At 72.0% G+C, this 14782-nt stretch carries 12 protein-coding genes; 6 read left to right on the forward strand and 6 right to left on the reverse strand.

All coding sequences use genetic code 11. The features are described 5' to 3' along the window. Nucleotides 1–40 precede the first annotated feature (40 nt). The gene (valS, locus tag ABZU46_RS13185) at nucleotides 41–2605 is read left to right on the forward strand and encodes a valine--tRNA ligase (protein WP_354857109.1); all 2565 of its coding nucleotides are present in this window, start codon (nucleotides 41–43) and stop codon (nucleotides 2603–2605) included. A 51-nt stretch (nucleotides 2606–2656) separates the two neighbouring features. Here the strand turns inward: valS and ABZU46_RS13190 are convergent, their stop codons facing one another. From ABZU46_RS13190 to ABZU46_RS13210, 5 genes are all read right to left on the reverse strand, one after another. After that, complete coding sequence (locus ABZU46_RS13190) at nucleotides 2657–3301, reverse strand: hypothetical protein (RefSeq protein ID WP_354857111.1); 645 nt, start codon at nucleotides 3299–3301, stop codon at nucleotides 2657–2659. A 93-nt stretch (nucleotides 3302–3394) separates the two neighbouring features. After that, on the reverse strand, nucleotides 3395–4105 hold the full coding sequence (locus ABZU46_RS13195) for an ABC transporter permease subunit (RefSeq protein ID WP_354857112.1): 711 nt from the start codon (nucleotides 4103–4105) through the stop codon (nucleotides 3395–3397). Between the two features lie 4 nt (nucleotides 4106–4109). After that, nucleotides 4110–5021 carry an ABC transporter ATP-binding protein gene (locus ABZU46_RS13200; protein WP_354857113.1) on the reverse strand — a complete coding sequence of 304 codons (912 nt, stop codon included), beginning with the start codon at nucleotides 5019–5021 and terminating at the stop codon, nucleotides 4110–4112. Then, the gene (locus ABZU46_RS13205; RefSeq protein WP_354857116.1) at nucleotides 5021–5926 is read right to left on the reverse strand and encodes an ABC transporter permease; all 906 of its coding nucleotides are present in this window, start codon (nucleotides 5924–5926) and stop codon (nucleotides 5021–5023) included. Before ABZU46_RS13205 ends, ABZU46_RS13200 begins: the two co-directional genes overlap by 1 nt. Then, a complete protein-coding gene (locus ABZU46_RS13210) occupies nucleotides 5919–6833 on the reverse strand; it encodes an ABC transporter ATP-binding protein (RefSeq protein ID WP_354857119.1) in 915 nt (304 codons plus the stop codon). Before ABZU46_RS13210 ends, ABZU46_RS13205 begins: the two co-directional genes overlap by 8 nt. 237 nt (nucleotides 6834–7070) lie before the next feature. Here ABZU46_RS13210 and ABZU46_RS13215 point away from each other — a divergent pair, with 237 nt between their 5' ends. The 4 genes from ABZU46_RS13215 (at nucleotide 7071) to galT (ending at nucleotide 12213) form a co-directional block, all read left to right on the forward strand. Then, entirely contained in the window at nucleotides 7071–8585 is a 1515-nt protein-coding gene (locus tag ABZU46_RS13215) for a glycosyltransferase family 2 protein (protein ID WP_354857121.1), read from the forward strand. Nucleotides 8586–8673: 88 nt separating this feature from the next. Further along, nucleotides 8674–10203 carry an adenylyl-sulfate kinase gene (gene cysC / locus ABZU46_RS13220; RefSeq protein ID WP_354857122.1) on the forward strand — a complete coding sequence of 510 codons (1530 nt, stop codon included), beginning with the start codon at nucleotides 8674–8676 and terminating at the stop codon, nucleotides 10201–10203. A gap of 112 nt (nucleotides 10204–10315) precedes the next feature. After that, on the forward strand, nucleotides 10316–11140 hold the full coding sequence (locus ABZU46_RS13225; RefSeq protein ID WP_354857124.1) for a DeoR/GlpR family DNA-binding transcription regulator: 825 nt from the start codon (nucleotides 10316–10318) through the stop codon (nucleotides 11138–11140). Next, on the forward strand, nucleotides 11137–12213 hold the full coding sequence (gene galT / locus ABZU46_RS13230; protein WP_354857127.1) for a galactose-1-phosphate uridylyltransferase: 1077 nt from the start codon (nucleotides 11137–11139) through the stop codon (nucleotides 12211–12213). The genes ABZU46_RS13225 and galT overlap by 4 nt, the downstream gene beginning before the upstream one ends. Before the next feature lie 300 nt (nucleotides 12214–12513). Here the strand turns inward: galT and ABZU46_RS13235 are convergent, their stop codons facing one another. Continuing rightward, entirely contained in the window at nucleotides 12514–13731 is a 1218-nt protein-coding gene (locus ABZU46_RS13235) for an NADP-dependent isocitrate dehydrogenase (RefSeq protein WP_354857130.1), read from the reverse strand. Nucleotides 13732–13868: 137 nt separating this feature from the next. Here ABZU46_RS13235 and ABZU46_RS13240 point away from each other — a divergent pair, with 137 nt between their 5' ends. Then, nucleotides 13869–14675: an MBL fold metallo-hydrolase gene (locus ABZU46_RS13240; RefSeq protein WP_354857132.1), complete on the forward strand. Its 807-nt coding sequence runs from the start codon at nucleotides 13869–13871 to the stop codon at nucleotides 14673–14675. Nucleotides 14676–14782: the final 107 nt, after the last annotated feature.

Here is a 14782-nt window from a genome sequence, read left to right on the forward strand (position 1 = left end):
GTCCGTGGCTCGACACCCTGCTGATGCCTACGATCGGCAGATGACCGATACGGCGAGGACGGCCCGCGCCGGCGTTCCCGAGCGTCCGAGTCTGGACGGGCTCGAGGAGCGCTGGGCGCACCGCTGGCAGGAGGAGGGCACGTACGCGTTCGACCGCTCGAAGAAGCGTGTTGACGTGTACGCCATCGACACCCCGCCGCCGACCGTATCGGGCGAGCTGCACATGGGGCACGTCTACTCGTACACGCACACCGACACCGTCGCCCGCTACCAGCGGATGCGCGGCAAAGCCGTGTTCTACCCGATGGGCTGGGACGACAACGGCCTGCCCACCGAACGTCGGGTGCAGAACGTCTACGGGGTGCGCTGCGACCCCGCCCTGCCGTACGACCCGGTGTGGCGGCCCCCGGCCACCCCGATCGACGAGGCCGCGCGCCGCGACCCCACCCCGATCTCGCGGCGCAACTTCATCGAGCTGTGCGAGCGACTGACGGTCGCCGACGAGCAGGTCTTCGAGGCCCTCTGGCGGCGACTCGGGCTCTCGGTGGACTGGTCGCTGACGTACACGACGATCGGTCGGGTGGCCCGCGCCACCAGCCAGCGGGCGTTCGTGCGCAACCTGCTGCGGGGTGAGGCGTACCAGGCGGAGGCGCCGACGCTGTGGGACGTCGGCTTCGCCACCGCGGTCGCCCAGGCCGAGCTGGAGGACCGGGGGCGCCCCGGCGCCTACCACCGGCTGCGGTTCACCGGGCCGGGCGGGCGCGAGGTGCTCGTCGACACCACCCGGCCGGAGCTGTTGCCGGCCTGCGTCGCGCTGGTCTGCCACCCCGACGACGAGCGGTACGCCGACCTGGTGGGTCAGACGGTGCGCAGCCCGCTGTTCGACGTCGAGGTGCCGGTGTACGCCCATCCGCTCGCCGACCCCGCCAAGGGCACCGGCATCGCCATGGTCTGCACGTTCGGCGACCTGAGCGACGTCACCTGGTGGCGGGATCTCGACCTCGACACCCGGGTGGTCATCGGCCGCGACGGTCGGCTGCTTCCGGAGCCGCCGGCCGGGGTGCCCGCGGCGCCGTACGCGGCGCTGGCCGGGCGTACCGTCAACGGCGCCCGCCGGGAGATCGTCGGGATGCTCGCCGACGCCGGTGACCTGATCGGCGAGCCACGCCCGATCACCCACCCGGTCAAGTTCTACGAACGCGGCGACCGGCCACTGGAGATCGTCTCGACCCGCCAGTGGTATCTGCGCAACGGCGGGCGGGACGCCGACCTGCGGGCGACGCTGCTGGCCCGGGGCGCGGAGCTGCACTGGGTGCCGGCGCACATGAAGCACCGCTACGACAACTGGGTGAGCGGCCTGACCGGGGACTGGCTGGTCAGTCGGCAGCGCTTCTTCGGCGTGCCGGTGCCGGTGTGGTACCGGCTCGACGACGCTGGCGAGCCGGACTGGTCCCACCCTCTCACGCCCGACGAGTCCGCGCTGCCAGTCGACCCGTCCAGTGATCCGGCGCCCGGCTACGACGAGTCGCAGCGCGGCCAACCGGACGGTTTCCTCGGCGACCCGGACGTGCTGGACACCTGGGCCACGTCGTCGCTGACCCCGCAGATCGTCGGTGGCTGGGAGACCGACCCGGCCCTGTTCGCGCAGGTCTTTCCGATGGACCTGCGCCCGCAGGGTCAGGAGATCATCCGGACCTGGCTGTTCGACACCGTGGTCCGATCGCACTTCGAGCACGGGGTGCTGCCCTGGCGGGACACCGTGCTGTCGGGCTGGATCCTCGACCCGGACCACAAGAAGATGGCCAAGTCCAAGGGCAACGTGGTCACCCCGCTGGCGCTGCTGGAGCAGCACGGCTCGGACGCGGTGCGCTACTGGGCGGCCAGCGGCAAGCCCGGCATGGACCTGGCCTTCGACCCGGCGCAGATCAAGGTCGGCCGGCGGCTGGCCACCAAGCTGCTCAACGCGTCGAAGTTCGCGCTCGGCCTGGGCGCCGGGGACGCGTTGCGCGCACCGGCGACCGCCCCGCTGGACCGGGCCATGCTCGCCGAACTGGCCACCGTGGTCAGCGCCGCGGGCACCGCCTTCGACTCCTACGACCACACGGCCGCGTTGCAGGCCACCGAGTCGTTCTTCTGGCGCTTCTGCGACGACTACATCGAGTTGGTCAAGGAGCGGGCGTACGGCACCGGAGCGGCTGCCGACTCGGCGCGGGCCGCGCTGGCCTGCGCGCTGTCGGTGCAGCTACGGCTGTTCGCCCCGGTGCTGCCGTACGTCACCGAGGAGATCTGGTCGTGGTGGCGGTACGGGTCGGTGCACCGCGCGCCCTGGCCCACCACCTACGAGGTGGCCCGGACGATCGAGGGGACGGGAGAGCCGGCGCTGCTGCGGCTCGCCGGTGACGCGTTGGGCCAGGTGCGGCGGGCCAAGTCGGAGCGGAAGCTGTCCATGAAGGCGGAGGTGCCGTTGGCCGAGGCACTGGGCCCGGCGGCGCTGCTGGAGCAGCTCACCCTGGTCGCCGACGACCTGCGCGCGGCCGGTCGGATCGGCAAGCTCGACCTGCTGCCCGACCGCACCCCGGAACTCGTCATCGCCTGCGCCTTCTGACCGAAGTCCGCCGCCGCCCGCACCGACCGGCGGCGGCGGCGGACCGGTCGTTCACCAGCCGCGCAGGAAGCGCAGGCCGAGCAGGATGGCCGCCACGGCGGGGCCGACCAGCAGGGTGATCGCCTGGAGCCGGTACGGCATCCGATGCCGGGTCAGCTCGCCCGCGTTGCCCAGCACGATCGCCCCGGCCAGCATCAGGAACACGCCCCACCAGCCCGTCTCCAGGTGGATGAGACGGATGTGGATCAGTTGCAGGGTCACACCGAGCAGCGCGCCGGTGAGCGCGAGCAGCGCCACCGCGCGGTGCAGGCCACGGGCCAGGGGGTGGGCGGCCCGCCAGCCGTACGTGCCGGCGACCGCCAGGCAGGGCAGCACCACCAGCAGCGGCCAGCCCTGCCCCATCGCCCCGAACATCAGCAACGCACCCACCACGAACACCAGCGTGCCGACGCAGGCGATGACGTACCCGGCGAAGGCCCGACCGCCGCCGCGGGCCAGCAACGGCCCGCCGCTGGCCGCGATCAGCGCGGCCGGGATCAGGATGAAGCCGGCCCACCAGTGGAACCGGCCGCTGCCCTGGGCGGCCGTCGCGACCGTCGCGCACGCCAGCCCGGCGACCGCCAGGCTGGTGAGCCACGGCCGGCTGCTCCGCGAGTACGGCTCAGCCAACGATGTCCACTCCGCTTCGACGCTCACACCAGTCAGCCTGGGCCCCGGCACCCCGGCCGGTCCATCCGGCCAGCCCTACCCGTTGCGGGAGGCTGGCCGGAACCGTACCCCGCATGTGCCTCAGCTCGTCTCGCCGGCCACGCTGAACGAGCGCAGGCGGTCGATCGCCAGCACGGTGAAGCCGACACTGACCAACGCGGTCATCACGGAGGCGACCGGCACCGACACGGTGGTCTCCAGCAGCCCGCTGGGGGCGAGCCGGTCGGCGAGGGCGATCACGTACTGCTGGATGGAGAGCACCTTCGTGCCGCTGACGAAGTTGCCCAGCAGCCCCTCCCAGATGAGCACGTAGACGAGGCCGAGCAGCACCGGACGCCGGGTGACGAGGCTGAGCGCGAGGAACAGCGCCGAGTACGCCAGCGCGCCGAGCGCCGCCGCGAACGCCAGGGCCAGACCGAGGCGTACCGAATCGGCCAGCACGCCCGCGACGTAGAGCGGCACCGCGACGGTGGCCGCGGTGACCCCGGCGGCGACCGCGAGCTTCGGCAGCACGATCTGCCAGCGCGGCAGCGGCTTGGTCAGGATGTGCACGACGGTGCCGTCGTCGATCTCCGCGCCCAGCACGCCGGTGCCGATGATCAACGCAACCACCGGCAGCACCACCGCCAGGCCGAGGCCGACCAGCACCGGCGGCCCCCACTCGCCCGGGTCCACGCCCAGCGACCGGCAGAGGATGGCCAGCCCGAGCAGCACCAACGGCAGCGGGAGCAGCAGCAGGAACCGGCGCCGGCCGAACAGCCCGCGCGCGGTGATCCAGGTAATGGTCGACATGTTCTCAGGCCTCCACCAGGTAGGAGAAGACGCTCTCCAGGGACTCGTCGGACGGCACCAGCTGGCGCACCCGGATGCCCTTGTTCAGGGCGATCCGGGGCAACGCCCGGGTGAAGGCGCCGTAGTCGCCGGCGCGTACGGTCAGGCCGGTGCGGTCCAGCTCGACGCCACTCACCGACGCCTCGGCGATCAGGGCCACGGCCAGCGCCCGATCGTCGGTGGAGCGCACCGCGAAGACGTGCGGGCGGTTGGTCATCAGCCGACGGATGGTCCGAAAGTCACCGGAGGCCGCCAGTCGACCGGCCACCATCACCTGCACCGTCCCGGAGACCTGCTCGACCTCCTCCAGGATGTGCGAGCTGAACAGGATCGTCCGGCCGGCGTCGCCGAGGGTGTGCAGCAGATCCATCATGTGCAGCCGCTGACGCGGGTCCATGCCGTTGAACGGCTCGTCGAGCAGCAGCACCTGCGGGTCGTGCACCAGCGCCGCGGCCACCCGGGCTCGCTGCCGCATGCCCTTGGAGTACGTGCCGATCCGGCGGTCCTGCGCCGACTCCAGCTCCACCAGGTCGATGGCCCGTCGCGCCGCCGCCGCCGGGTCGGCCAACCGGTGCAGCTTCGCGCTGGCGAGCACGAACTCGTACGCGGTCAGGAAACTCTGCACCGCCTCCCGCTCGCTGACCAGCCCCAGCCGGCGGTAGACGTCGGGGTTGCGCCAGGTCGGCTCGTCGTCGAGGGTCACCGTGCCGCGCGACGGGGCGAGGAACCCGGCCATCATGTGCAGCAGCGTGGTCTTGCCGGCGCCGTTCGGACCGAGCAGACCGGTCACGCCCGGCCCGAGGGCCATGCTGATGTCGTTGACGGCCACCACGTTGCCGTACCACCGGGACACCCCGGTCAGGCTCAGCGTGCTCATCAGGAGGCGACCTTCCGGTAGCGGGCCAGCAGGAGGGCGGTCGCGCCGGCGACCAGCAGCACCGCGACCAGGGCGTAGACCGGGCCGAAGTCGCCGATCATCATCTCGCCCGGATCGCCCTCGACCAGCAGGTCACCCAGCGACCAGATGCCCACCCCCTGCACGAGGGTGGAGGGCGAGGCCAGGCCGGCCAGTTCGTTGGCCGTGTTCGACGGCAGGATGCTCAGCACGCCCACGATCGGCGTGGTCATCAAAAAGACCGCGACCACCCCGCCCGCGGCGAAGGCGCGCTTGCCGGTCAGCGAGGCGACCAGCAGCCCGACCGAGGCGAAGACCACCGCCCACAGGCCGGCGTAGAGCAGGCCGGGAAGCAGGTCGAGCAGTTCGTTCCAGACCCCGCGCATGCCCTGCTTGGTGGTGAACGCGGCACCCAGGAACATCACCAGCTGCGGCCCGCCGAGCAGCAGCCAGAGGCCGGTGACCAGCGCCAGCAACTTGGCGAGCGCGTAGTCGGCGCGCGGCAGCGGCCGGGAGAAGTACAGCGGCAGCACACCGCTGCGCAGGTCCCGGGAGACCAGCTCCGGCGCGGCCACCGCGACGAAGAACAGGACCAGCCAGCTCATCGCGTCGGCGAACTGGGCGTACGTGGCGACCGGCTCGCCGAGCTGGCTGCGGACGGCGGCCAGGGCCACCGCGACCAGGGTGACGATGCCGACCACCAGCCACGGGAAGATCTTGGCCTTGGCGCTGCGCCCGAACCCGAAGATGGTGCGCAGCCCGTGCAGGTAGAGCGCGCCGAAGACGTGCCGACGGCCCAGCCGTGGGCCCTCGTAGCGCTGATAGCCGATGTCGTGGATGACGCCGGTCGGTGTGGGCCGCACGGCGGCGGATGACAGCTCAGGCATGGGTGAGCTCCCTCGTGGCGAAGAGTTCGGCCACCCGGTGCCGGCGCTGGTCCAGCCGGTGCAGCGGCAGGTCCAGTTCGGCGACCGCGCCGAGGATCAGGTCGTAGGTGCTGTCGTCGGCGAGCGGTACGAGCAGCAACCGGCCGTCCCGCGCCACCGGCAGGTCGAGCGCCGCGAGCCGGGCGGCCAACTCCTCGGTGCCCTCGCTGACCTCGACGGCCAGCACGTCGGTGGCCGAGGTCATCGCGGAGATGTGATCCGCACGCAGCAGCCGGCCACCGTCGATGGCGATCAGCGTGTCGCAGATCCGCTCGACCTCGCCGAGCAGGTGTGAGCACACCAGCACGGAGATGCCGAACTCGGTGCCGATCCGGTGCACCAGCGCCAGCATCGCGTCCCGACCGGCCGGGTCCAGCCCGTTGGTCGGCTCGTCGAGCAGCAGCAGGTCCGGGTCGTGCACCAGCGCCTGGGCCAGCTTGACCCGCTGCTTCATGCCGGTGGAGTAGCCGCCGACCGGGCGGTAGCGCTCCTCGTAGAGCCCGACGTGGCGCAGCGCCTCCGAGGCGCGCTCGCGGGCCGCGGTGCGCGGCAGGCCACTCATCCGGCCGAGGTGGGTCACCAGCTCGGCGGCGGACAGGTCCGGTGGGAGGCAGTCGTGCTCGGGCATGTAGCCGACGCGGGCACGGACCGCCGCCGGTTCGGTGGTCGGGTCGATGTCGAGCACCGAGACCTGACCGCTGGTCGGGGCGATCAGGCCGAGCAGAATCTTGATCAAGGTGGATTTGCCGGCGCCGTTCGCGCCCACCAGGCCGATGATCCCGGGCTCGACGGCGACGGTGAGGTCGGTGAGCGCGGTGACCCGACCTCCGTACGTCTTGGTGAGCGACTGGGTCGCGATCAGTGTCACGACGCCAGCGTAGGGAGTCGATGCCCCGCACCGACACCGGCGCGCCCCCGGTGCTCCCCTGATCCTCGCGGCGACCCACCCCTAAGGTCCGCCGACGGCGACGATGAACGTTTGCGCCGGTCGTGCGTTCGGCCAGACCCCGCTGCCGGAAAGTCCCCTGCCGGGTGGCACGATTCACTTCCCGTTCACCGGGCAGTGTTCCGGGGGATATTCGACCGCCAAAGCGGAAGGATCGTGATGGTCGAGGTTGGCGTCCCCAAGGTGAGTGTCGTGGTGCCCGCGTACAACTGCGGCCCCCACATCGAGAAGCTGGTGGCGTCGCTGCTGCGCCAGTCGCTACCGGCCGACGAGTTCGAGGCGATCTTCGTCGATGACGGATCGACCGACGACACGGGCAAGCGGCTGGACCGGCTGGCGGCCGAGCACCCGCACATCCACGTGGTGCACATCGAGAACTCGGGCTGGCCGTCGCGCCCGCGCAACCTCGGCATCGAGCGGGCCCGCGGCGAGTACGTCTTCTTCGCCGACGACGACGACTGGTTCGCCGACCAGGCGCTGGAACGGCTCTACGACTGCGCGAAGACGTACGACGCGGATGTGGTGATCGGCAAGATGGCCGGGCACGGGCGCGGCGTGCCCCGGGAGCTGTTCCGCAAGAACCGCTTCGACGCCACCCTGGCGAACGCCCCGCTGATCGACAGCCTGACCTGCCACAAGCTGTTCCGCCGCTCCTTCCTCGACGAGCACGGGCTGCGGTTCCCGGAGGGCGGCAAGCGGCGGCTCGAGGACCACTCCCTGGTCGTACGGGCCTACTTCCTGTCCCGCCGCACCTGCGTGCTGTCCGACTACACCTGCTACCACCACGCGCAGCGGGGCGACGCCCGCAACGTCACCGCGGCGCGGCTGGAGCCGTCGAGCTACTTCGCGAGCGTGCGCGACGCGCTGGACATCGTCGACGCCCACACCGAACCGGGACCGCTGCGCGACCGGCTGCACCGGCGGTGGCTGCGCAACGAGATGATCAACCGGCTGCGCGGCAAGCGACTGCTGGAGGCTCCCCACGACTGGGTGGACCAGGTCGCCGCCGAGGTCCAGAAGATCATCCAGGAGCGCTTCGCTCCCGGGGTAGCCGGCGGCCTGCCGCCGCTGCAACGGGCCGTGGCGTACCTGACCGAGCGGGGCCGGGTCGAGGACCTGCGGCGGCTGGCCCGGTGGGAGGCGGGCATCGCCGGGCACGGCCGGATCGACGAGCTCCAGCCGGACGAGCACGCCGTCACGGTCACCGTTGCCGCCGAGCTGCGCTCCGCGGACCAGCCGATCGGGTTCCGCGCCGACGACGGGCGCGACGTGCTGGTGCTTCCGGTCGGTGAGATCTCCCCCGACGTGCTCGACTCCACCGCGCAGGTCCGCAAGGCCCGCCTCGACGTGGTCGCCCGCCGCCGGGAGACCGGCGACGAGATCTTCCTGCCGGTGCAGTTCCAGACCGAGCGGGTCGCCGGTCCCGGCGGCGCGGAGACCGTCCACCTGGTGCACCGCGCCACCACCACGATCGACTTCCGCGCCCTCAACGGCGGTCGTACGCGGGGCAGTTGGCTCCTCAAGGCACGGATCACCAACGCCGGATGGACCGAGGACGCGCGGCTGCCGCTGCTCTTCATCTGCCCGGCCGACGGCGCGCCCCCGCGGATCCGCGACGAGCGAAAGGTCTGGAACTGGCTGCGGTCCGCGGTGGGTCGCCGGGTCCGTCGCTGACCCGACCGTCCGGGTCGTGGAGTGGCGGCCTCGACCGATCGGCGGTCGGCTGCGAAACTGTGTGCCGGTCAGCGAGTGGGGGGTGTGGATGAGCAACGGCTGGGTGCTGCCCGACGAGGTGCTCCGGGACGCGCCGGCGTACACGCCGCGTCCCGGTGAGCTCGCGGATCTGGAGCTGCTGCTGACCGGCGCGTACGCCCCCCTGACCGGCTTCATGACCCGCGCCGACCTGGTGTCGGTGAGCCGACGCGGCCGGCTGGCCGACGGCACGCCGTGGCAGGTTCCGGTGACCCTGCAGGTGCCGGCCGCGCTGGCGCAGGGCTTCGACCCGCGCGATGAGGCCCGCCGGGCCCTGGTGCTGACCGACGGCGAGGGGGCGCCGGTCGCCGCCCTGGACGTCGCGGACGTCTGGCCGGTACGCGAGGGCGTGGCGGGCCTGGGTGGCCAGCTCCGCCGGCTCGGCGAGGGCGGTCACGGCCCGTTCCAGCGGTTGCGGCGCAGCCCGGAGGAGGTCCGCGCGCTGCTGCCTCCGGGTCGGGTGCTCGGGGTCATCGCCGACCGTCCGCTGCACCGGCCGCAGCTCGCCCAGATCGCGCACGCGGCCCGCACCCTGGCCGCGCACCTGCTGGTGATGATCCCGGTCGGCGAGGGCGGTGTCGGCGGGCTCGCACCGGAGGCGCTGGTGCGTACGATCTTCGCCGCCCGGGACCGGATGCCCCCGGCCACCCTGGTGGCCGTGCCGCTGTCGCATCGGCGGGAGGAGATCAGCGACGCGCTGCTGCGTGCGCGCGTCTCCGCCGCGTACGGGGTCACCCACCTGCTCTCGACCGGGGACATGCTCTCCGGCGCCGGGCTGCGGGTGCTGGTGCCGCGCGAGCTGGCGTACGACAACCGGGACGGGCAGTGGCGCTGGCGGGAGGACATCCCGCCGCGCAACCGCCGCCTCGCGCTCACCCAGGACGAGATCGACGACCTGCTCGACCGGGGCTTCCCGCTGCCGGAGTGGCACACGCCTCCGGCGGTGGCGAAGGAGTTGGCTCGGGCCCGGCCGCCGCGCCGGCACCGGGGGCTGGTGGTCTTCCTGACCGGCCTCTCCGGCTCCGGCAAGTCCACCATCGCCCGGGGGCTGGCGGACGCGTTGCGGGAGAACGGCGACCGGACGGTGACCCTGCTCGACGGGGACGTGGTACGTCGGGAGCTCTCCGCCGGGCTGGGCTTCAGCAAGGCCGACCGGGATCTCAACGTCCGGCGGATCGGCTGGGTGGCGGCCGAGATCGCCCGGCACCACGGGGTGAGCATCTGTTGCCCGATCGCCCCGTACGCGGCCGCCCGCGCGACGGCGCGGGAGATGGCCCTGTCCGCCGGGGCGGGCTTCGTGCTGGTGCACGTCGCGACGCCGCTGGAGGTGTGCGAGCAGCGGGACCGCAAGGGCCTGTACGCGCGGGCCCGCGCCGGTCTGCTCACCGGCATGACCGGCATCGACGACCCGTACGAGGAGCCGACGGACGCGGACCTGGTGCTCGACACCACCCACCTGAGCGTCGCGGACGCGGTGCAGGCCGTGCTGCACCACCTGACCGAGAGCGGCTGGGTGGAGTTGAAGATCCAGTCGGCCTGAGGCGTCGTCCCACCCCTTTCCTTCCGCCGGTTCCGGGCACGCGCTAGTGTTCATCTTTGTTGGAACACGTTCGACCGCGTGAGAGTACGTGGACCCCTGGGAGGCACGGCTGATGCTCGCTCAGCAGCGGCAGTCGGCGATCCTGGATCGGGTCCGGTCCGCCGGTGGCGTTCGGGTGACCGACCTGGCGACCGAGTTCGGCGTCTCCGACATGACCATTCGCCGCGACCTGGAGGCCCTGCACGAGCGCGGCCTGCTGGCCAAGGTGCACGGCGGCGCCACCGCGACCGGCCCCAGCTCGACCGACGAGCCCGGCTTCCACGCCAAGTCGGTCCGGCAACTGCCGGAGAAGGCCGCGATCGCGGACCGGGCGGCGCGGCTCGTGCGGCCCGGTGCGGCGGTCGCCCTCTCCGCCGGCACCACCACCGCCGAACTGGCCCGCCGACTGGTGGACGTTCCCGGCTTGACCGTGGTGACCAACTCGCTCCCGGTGGCCGAGATCCTGCACGCCGGAGGCCGGCCCGATCAGACGGTGGTGCTCACCGGCGGCGTACGGACACCGTCGGACGCGCTGGTCGGCCCGCTCGCGGTCGGCGCCGTCCGGCGGCTGCACCTCGACCTGCTCTTCCTCGGCGTCCACGGCATCACCGAGCGGGCCGGCTTCACCACCCCGAACCTCATGGAGGCGGAGATCGACCGGGCGCTGGTGGCCGCGGCGGACCGGCTGGTGGTGCTCGCCGACCACACGAAGTGGGGCACCGTGGGCATCTCCTCGATCGTCGAGCTGTCGGCAGCCCACGTGCTGGTCAGCGACGAGGCGTTGCCCCCGCCCGCACGACGGGTAATCGGCGAACAGGTGGGCGAATTGATCATGGCAAAGGCAACAAGGGCGGGCCGCGCGACGCGCACGCCGACGAGTGAGGAGACGGCGACGTGAAGCGCACCGCGATCAACCTGGCCGACGGCCGGGAGCTGATCTACTTCGACGAGGACGACGACGCCGTCCGCGACCAGCCGGACCGCCGGGACCTGCCGCCACCGCCACCCGCGTCGCAACTGCGCTACGACCCGCTGACCGACGAGTGGGTGGCCGTGGCCGTGCACCGGCAGACCCGCACCTTCCTCCCGCCGGCGAACGAGTGCCCGCTCGACCCCTCGGTGGGCGACCGACTGACCGAGATCCCCGCTCCGGACTACGACGTGGTGGTCTTCGAGAACCGGTTCCCGTCGTTGAGTGGCCGCGTCGCCGACGAGCCCGGGGAGATCACCCCGTTCACGCCGGTCCGGCCGGGCCTGGGCCGCTGCGAGGTGGTCTGCTTCACCTCCGACCACAACGCCTCGTTCGCCAGCCTCCCGCCGCGTCGCGTCCGCACCGTGCTGGACGCGCTCGCCGACCGGACCGAGGTGCTCGGCGAGCTGCCCGGCGTGGAGCAGGTGTTCTGCTTCGAGAACCGGGGCGTCGAGATCGGCGTCACGCTGCACCACCCGCACGGGCAGATCTACGCGTACCCCTTCGTGACGCCGCGCACCCGGGCGCTGCTGGCCGCGGCCCGCCGGCACGCCGAGCGGACCGGCGGGGGCAACCTGTACGCGGACGTGCTGGCCGCCGAGCGCGCGGCCGGCGAGCGGGTGGTCACCGAGAACGAGCACTGGACGGCGTTCGTGCCGGCGGCGGCCCGCTGGCCGTTCGAGGTGCATGTCGCGCCGCGCCGCGTGGTGCCGGACATCCCGGCGCTCACCGACAGCGAGCGGGACGCCTTCGGGCCGCTCTACCTGGATCTGCTGCGCCGCTTCGACGGCCTGTTCGACATGCCGATGCCCTACATCGCGGCGTGGCACCAGGCGCCGGTGCGGATCGACCGCGAGCTGGGCCACCTGCACCTTCAGCTGTTCAGCATCCGACGGGCGAAGGACAAGCTGAAGTACCTGGCCGGCTCCGAGTCGGGGATGGGCGTCTTCATCAACGACATCTCCCCCGAGCGCGCCGCCGAACTGCTCCGCGCCGCCTGACCCTGGCGAGCCGGCAGAGCCGGCGTTCCGGGCCTGGCGGGAAACAGGGCGCGGGGGGCCCGGGACAGGGCCCCCCGCAGGGAAGGGACGGCTGGCTGTGCTCGACACAGCCGGGAAGGCTGGCTGATCGGCACGCATCCGCGGTCGACCGCGGTCAACCTTCCTTGGACGCGACTGGCATCTCGTCCACCCTGGTCAACGAGGCGCGCGAGGCCGGGTGACGCGGCAGGCGTGTCAGCCGGCGGACACGCCGGAGCCCGCCGGCGGGTGCCGACGGGCTCCGGTGCTGGTGCGGTCGAATCAGGCGGCGAGCCTGCGGGCCAGGTTCTCGTCGAGCGCGTTCATGAACTCGTCGGTGGTCAGCCACGGGGCGTCGCGCGAGATGAGCAGCGCGAGATCCTTGGTCATCTGGCCGCCCTCGACGGTGTCGATGATGACCTGCTCCAGGGTGTTGGCGAACTCGGTCACCGCCGGCGTGCCGTCCAGCTTGCCCCGGTGGGCCAGGCCCCGGGTCCAGGCGTAGATCGACGCGATCGGGTTAGTCGAGGTCTTCTCGCCCTTCTGGTACTGCCGGTAGTGCCGGGTGACCGTGCCGTGCGCGGCCTCGGCCTCGACGGTGCGGCCGTCCGGGGAGAGCAGGACCGAGGTCATCAGACCCAGCGAGCCGAAGCCCTGCGCCACGGTGTCGGACTGCACGTCACCGTCGTAGTTCTTGCAGGCCCAGACGTACCCGCCCTCCCACTTGAGCGCGGCGGCGACCATGTCGTCGATGAGCCGGTGCTCGTAGGTGATGCCGGCGGCGGCGAACTCGTCCTTGAACTCGGTCTCGAACACCTCGGCGAAGATGTCCTTGAACCGGCCGTCGTACGCCTTGAGGATGGTGTTCTTGGTGGACAGGTAGACCGGGTAGTTGCGGTCCAGCCCGTACCGGAACGAGGCGCGGGCGAAGTCCCGGATCGACTCGTCGTAGTTGTACATGCCCATGGCGATGCCGCCGCCGGGGAAGTTGGCGACCTCCATCTCCATCGGCGCGCCGCCGTCTGCCGGGGTGTAGGTGATGGTCACCGTGCCCGGGCCGGGGACGACGAAGTCGGTGGCCTTGTACTGGTCACCGTGGGCGTGCCGGCCGATGATGATCGGCTTGGTCCAGCCGGGGACCAGCCGCGGCACGTTGGACATGATGATCGGCTCACGGAAGACGACGCCGCCGAGGATGTTGCGGATGGTGCCGTTGGGCGACCGCCACATCTTCTTCAGGCCGAACTCCTCGACCCGGGCCTCGTCCGGGGTGATGGTCGCGCACTTGACGCCGACGCCGTGCTCCTTGATGGCGTTGGCGGCGTCGATCGTGACCTGGTCGTCGGTCTCGTCGCGGTGCTGGATCGACAGGTCGTAGTAGTGCAGGTCGACGTCGAGGTAGGGCAGGATCAGCTGCTCCCGGATCTGCTTCCAGATGATCCGGGTCATCTCGTCGCCGTCGAGCTCCACGACCGGGTTGTTTACCTTGATCTTCGCCATCGGCCGGCGCTCCTCTCGGGGGACACGTGCTCAAGCAGTACGAGCGTACTGCAATTGGGCCGGCAGCCCTCAGCCGGCCTCGACTGACCGGCGGAACCGGGCTGCACGACACAGCAGTTCCCTGACACCATCGCTCGATGCCACTTCGCCGCACCCTCGGGTCTATCACGGTTACCGCGCTCACCGACGGCGAGGGTGCCTTCTTCCAGCCCCGCGCGGAGGCGTTTCCGCACGCCACGGCGGCCCAGTGGCAGGAGGCCGACCGCCGCGACCCCGCCTCGGTCACCGCCGACGGGCGGTGGTGGCTGCCGTTTCGCAGCTTCGCGATCCGTTCGGGTGACGGGCCGGTGACCCTTGTCGACGCCGGGATCGGCCCGACCGACGCACCCGCCGCGAGCTGGGCACCGGTGCCCGGTCGGCTGCCCGCCGAACTGGCCGCCGCCGGCATCGACCCGGCCGACGTCGACACGGTCGTGCTGACCCACCTGCACAGCGATCACATCGGCTGGGCCGTCACCGGCACACCGGGCCGGCCGTACTTCCCGAACGCCAGCTACCTGCTCCAGCGCACCGAACTGGAGGCGGCGGAGGCGATCAACCCCGGGCTGCCGGCCGGGCTGGTCGCGCCGTTGCGCGCCGCCGGCCAGCTCCGGGTGGTCGACGGCGAGACAACCCTGACCCCTGCGGTACGACTGCTGCCCACTCCCGGGCACACCCCCGGCCACCAGTCGGTGCTCCTGACAGCGGCCGACGAGCGAATGCTGCTCACCGGCGATCTCCTGGTGCACCTGGTGCAACTGATCGACCCCACCCTGGCGTACGCCCACGAGGTAGACCCCGACGAAGCGCGCGCCTCCCGCCTAACGGCCCTGCACACCCTCAACCCCACCCTGCTAGCCACCCCCCACCTCTCCACCCCCTTCACCCCCGCCCACCCGTGTTGATCAAGAGGTTTGGGTCAGGAATCGCGGTCGTGGTGACGCAAACCTCTTGATCAACACGGGGTCGGGGTGGGGCGGGAGCGCAGGAGGGCGCGCCGGCTCTGCCGGCG

The organism is Micromonospora sp. NPDC005197 (genome assembly GCF_040608295.1).
Classification (GTDB): domain Bacteria; phylum Actinomycetota; class Actinomycetes; order Mycobacteriales; family Micromonosporaceae; genus Micromonospora.